This window comes from Frankia gtarii (assembly GCF_025403375.1).
Lineage (GTDB): Bacteria > Actinomycetota > Actinomycetes > Frankiales > Frankiaceae > Frankia > Frankia gtarii.
On the sequence record NZ_JAMPTM010000432.1, the window covers coordinates 1 to 3,591 of the forward strand.

The window sequence follows — 3,591 nt, forward strand, 5'->3', positions numbered from 1 at the left end:
GGTTTGCGGGCGGGGCGCAACGCCGCGCGGGCCTCGGCGAGCGACGCCCAGGGGCAGACCTGGCTGTGGCCCGGGTAGGTGTGCGCGCGGGCGATCGCGACCGCGCGGTCAGGGTCGAGCACCGACGCGTCGACCAGACCGGTGATCTTCCAGGCGGTGGTCGCGACACGGACGGGCCGCCCGCCCGGCCACATCTCCTCGTAGGCGCGTACCCGCCCGTCACGGGTCACCGACCGGATCACGATCAGGTCGACGTGGACGGCGTCCGGGCCACCGCCCGTCAGCGGCTCCCGATGCGGAGACACCAGCAGCGCGACGTTCCCCCGGCATGCCCGTGCGCCGTTCGCCAGCGGCAGCGCCTCGACCCGGCTCACAGCGCGTCGTCCCCGGGAAGAGGCAGCCAGGCCGTGGCCGGGGTCGGGTCCTCCCGCTCTTGGGTGATCAGGTCCCGGATCTGCGTCGCCAGGTAGCCGGTGGGGTTCTCCTGCAAGACCAGGTCATCAGCCCAGACGATCGACCCGGCCAGCGCGGTCGTCTCCACCACCACGCCGCCGAGCACGTCCGTGCTGTACCGATGGTCGCAGTGCGGGCACTCCACCACCGTCGTCAGCCGGTACGCCGCCCACGTGCCGTCCGCGAAATGCGCCCGCTCCTCGGTGATCACATCGAGGTCGCCGACCGGGGACAGGTAGTAGTCGTGGTCATCGTCGATGTAGACCCCGATCCGAACCGTGGGGTCCGCGAGCACGCCGAGCATGGCACCACCTTTGGAAAAGATCAGCAGAGAGGAAGGGTCGTGCGGCGCGCGCTGGCTATGCGCTGATCAGCCGCGCCCAGATGTCGCGGCACTCGTCATCGCTGAACCCACAGGGATGCGCGGAGGTCTCCCGCATCTCACCGGTGTAGTAGTCCAGCGTGACCGTGCCGCTCCACCAGCAGTGCGGCCCGGGAAACGGCCAGCCCGACGGCTCCGTGACCGCCAAGTCCTCCAGGCGGGCAACGGCAAGGTCCACAGCACTGAGCCCGTCCTCGCGGTCGTACTCGTCCGGTTCGCAGTCGAGGTCCTCAGACCGCTCCCCGTGCGCGTGGATGTCCCCGTCGTGGACCTCGTGGTCGTAGTAGTCGCGATGGTGGACGCGCAGATGCCGGCCGGTCACAGGACCCGCACCACCCAGCTGTCGCAGTCCTCCTCGACCCCCGAGATCTCCAAGAGGATGTCGCCGTAGACGATCGCCTGCTCGTGTAGCTGGTCCCCTTCCGGGCCGTAGCCGCGGTCCCACAGGCCCGCGCCCTGCCGCTGCCGCGAAAGGACCCAATCCCGACCCAGCTCCTCAGGCACCGGAGTCCGATCGCCCAGACGCTCGACCAGCGACGACAGATCGGCAGCGGCGCCTTCCAGGAAGTCACGGATCTCATTGGCGGGATCGCCGAACAGATACTCGGTCTCTGTTCCGTCGAAACCACTGCCGTACAGATTCGTAGTCTCGTCCGGCGACCATTCGACCATCGCCGATTCGATCAGTTCGCGCCACACTCCCCGCTCAAAGCGGCGCACGAACTCATCAGAAAGAACCTCGCAGGTCACAGACCCTCCCTCCACATGACGGTCGACAGGCTTCGGACGTCCGGTCAGTAGGCGGCTAACGCCACCAGACCCACAGGTCGCCGTGAACTCCGCGCGCCTTGAGTAGGCACGGTTTGTCCATCCATTCCAGGCTGAACTTGTAGATCTTGCAGTCGCAGCCGTGGTAAATCGACGCCAGACGATCCAGCAGCATCAGCATGTGATCGAGACCGCGTCGCTGGACAATCGCGAGCGCACGCTCACGATCGGCGAGAATGTCAAACACAGACCCACCCCTCGTTAGGACGGCCGGATTCACGCTCTCCAGGCAGGTCCGGATGTTTTCACCCGCTACCTTGTTACGCGCCCGGGAGGCTTCCGACCGTCCGGCCGGATTCACGCTCTCCAGGCAGGTCCGGGCGTTTTCACCCGCTACCTTGTTACGCGCCCGGGAGGCTTCCGACCGTCCGGCCGGATTCACGCTCTCCAGGCAGGTCCGGATGTTTTCACCCGCTACCTTGTTACGCGCCCGGGAGGCTTCCGACCGTCCGGCCGGATTCACGCTCTCCAGGCAGGTCCGGATGTTTTCACCCGCTACCTTGTTACGCGCCCGGGAGGCTTCCGACCGTCCGGCCGGATTCACGCTCTCCAGGCAGGTCCGGAAATGCAGAGAGGGCACCGGGAGAGTTCTCCCGGTGCCCTCTCCGTGAGGACAGATGGAACGTCAGTCGTCCGTACCGTCCCGCGTGGCGCGGTAAGTGATCATTTCCCGTACGGCATCGGCCCGTTCCGACAGTTCCCGGAATTCTGCCAGGGCAGCGTCACGGGTACGGATCACGGCGCGGCGGGAACCGTAGGCGCCCCCGTGGCGCTTCTGTGCCACGTTGGAAAGGATGCCCGTGCGTCCGAGGTCATCGGCCTTGTTTCCTTCATTGAGCACGTCCGCGAGAACGGGGAACTCTTTGCCGTCACCGAACGCGAGACGCCAGATAGCCTCACTGTTGGCGGCAAGGTGCGTCGCGACAGCTACGAATTGCATACGGGAAACGGCCTTCATCTGCTGCGCCCCGGGGGTCGCGTCGATTTCGTCAGGCTTCTTGTCCAGGTGGTACCCATTGCGCTGGGCAGCGTCCCGCATCGCCGTGTACTGGATACTGTCACGGGTAGCAACGAAGGTCCCGCCTTGCTTCGTGACGTAGAGCCACGAATCCGGTTCGCGCGTGGCCACGGAGTAAGTCACAGGCTCAAACTTTCGGATGATCTTCCCGAGCAGCTGGGCAAACAGCAATACGGCATCCTGCGCGATGTCATCGCTCACGTCCGCCGTGCCGTACCCACGGCCCGTGAAGGTCGCGTTTCCGTCCATCCGCTTACGCGACTGCGACGCGTCGACCGTCCGGCAGTACTTGCGCGCTTTGGTCTGAATCTCGCGCCAGTCGTCCGCCGTCACTCTCGCCATGTCTTCTGGCTGGACTCTCGCGCCCGGAAGAGCGGACGGCGTGTCCGAAGAAAAAGCGCCATTGGTCACGGAGGTCTCTCCTCTACCTTGGGGGAACTCCCGGGGGTGTCTTCCCGCTCCCGGTGCCGATATCTAATTCTCCACCTACGCGCACCAGAATACAACCCCCAATCGTCCGCCAATTCATGATTCTTTTGAGTGGCGATGCAATGGCGGGAATGATGTTCCGGAACGCTAGGGCAACAATCGGGGAACCGAAAAGGAGAAGAGTAAGGGCGGAAGACAAAGACAAAAAAAGCAAAGCAAAAAACAAGAACAGAAAAGAGCAGAGACCAAACGAACACAGATTAAAGAGAAGGTGCCAAGAGACTCCGAAATAACGCCAATCCCCGGACACGGCGGCGCAGGCACACCCCTCCCGCATCGACTATCAGCTCGTTGCCTCGCTATTAAGTCGCGGAGTGCTTGGGTGGGCGGCGCACCTCGTCCGACCTGCGCCAGCAGCGTTCCGTCCACCCACCCGCCTTTACTGGCGCGCCGGTGGGGGGTCCGGTGGGGGGTCCGGTGG

Annotated in this window: 6 protein-coding genes; all 6 read right to left on the bottom strand. The window is 64.9% G+C overall.

Annotation, left to right across the window (positions count from 1 at the left end; all coding sequences use genetic code 11):
- Nucleotides 1-374, bottom strand: a 374-nt coding sequence (locus tag NBZ83_RS30915; protein WP_261576391.1) for a hypothetical protein, incomplete at its 3' end; no start/stop codon positions are given.
- Entirely contained in the window at nt 371-757 is a 387-nt protein-coding gene (locus NBZ83_RS30920) for a hypothetical protein (RefSeq protein WP_256790363.1), read from the bottom strand. The genes NBZ83_RS30915 and NBZ83_RS30920, both read right to left, overlap by 4 nt.
- 55 nt (nt 758-812) lie before the next feature.
- The gene (locus tag NBZ83_RS30925; RefSeq protein ID WP_256790362.1) at nt 813-1,157 is read right to left on the bottom strand and encodes a hypothetical protein; all 345 of its coding nucleotides are present in this window, start codon (nt 1,155-1,157) and stop codon (nt 813-815) included.
- Nucleotides 1,154-1,585 (bottom strand): hypothetical protein, encoded by a 432-nt coding sequence (locus tag NBZ83_RS30930; protein ID WP_055752614.1) that lies wholly within the window; start codon nt 1,583-1,585, stop codon nt 1,154-1,156. Before NBZ83_RS30930 ends, NBZ83_RS30925 begins: the two co-directional genes overlap by 4 nt.
- Before the next feature lie 55 nt (nt 1,586-1,640).
- Nucleotides 1,641-2,243: a hypothetical protein gene (locus tag NBZ83_RS30935; RefSeq protein ID WP_261563135.1), complete on the bottom strand. Its 603-nt coding sequence runs from the start codon at nt 2,241-2,243 to the stop codon at nt 1,641-1,643.
- 45 nt (nt 2,244-2,288) lie between these two features.
- A complete protein-coding gene (locus tag NBZ83_RS30940; RefSeq protein WP_256790448.1) occupies nt 2,289-3,092 on the bottom strand; it encodes a hypothetical protein in 804 nt (267 codons plus the stop codon).
- Nucleotides 3,093-3,591 lie beyond the last annotated feature (499 nt).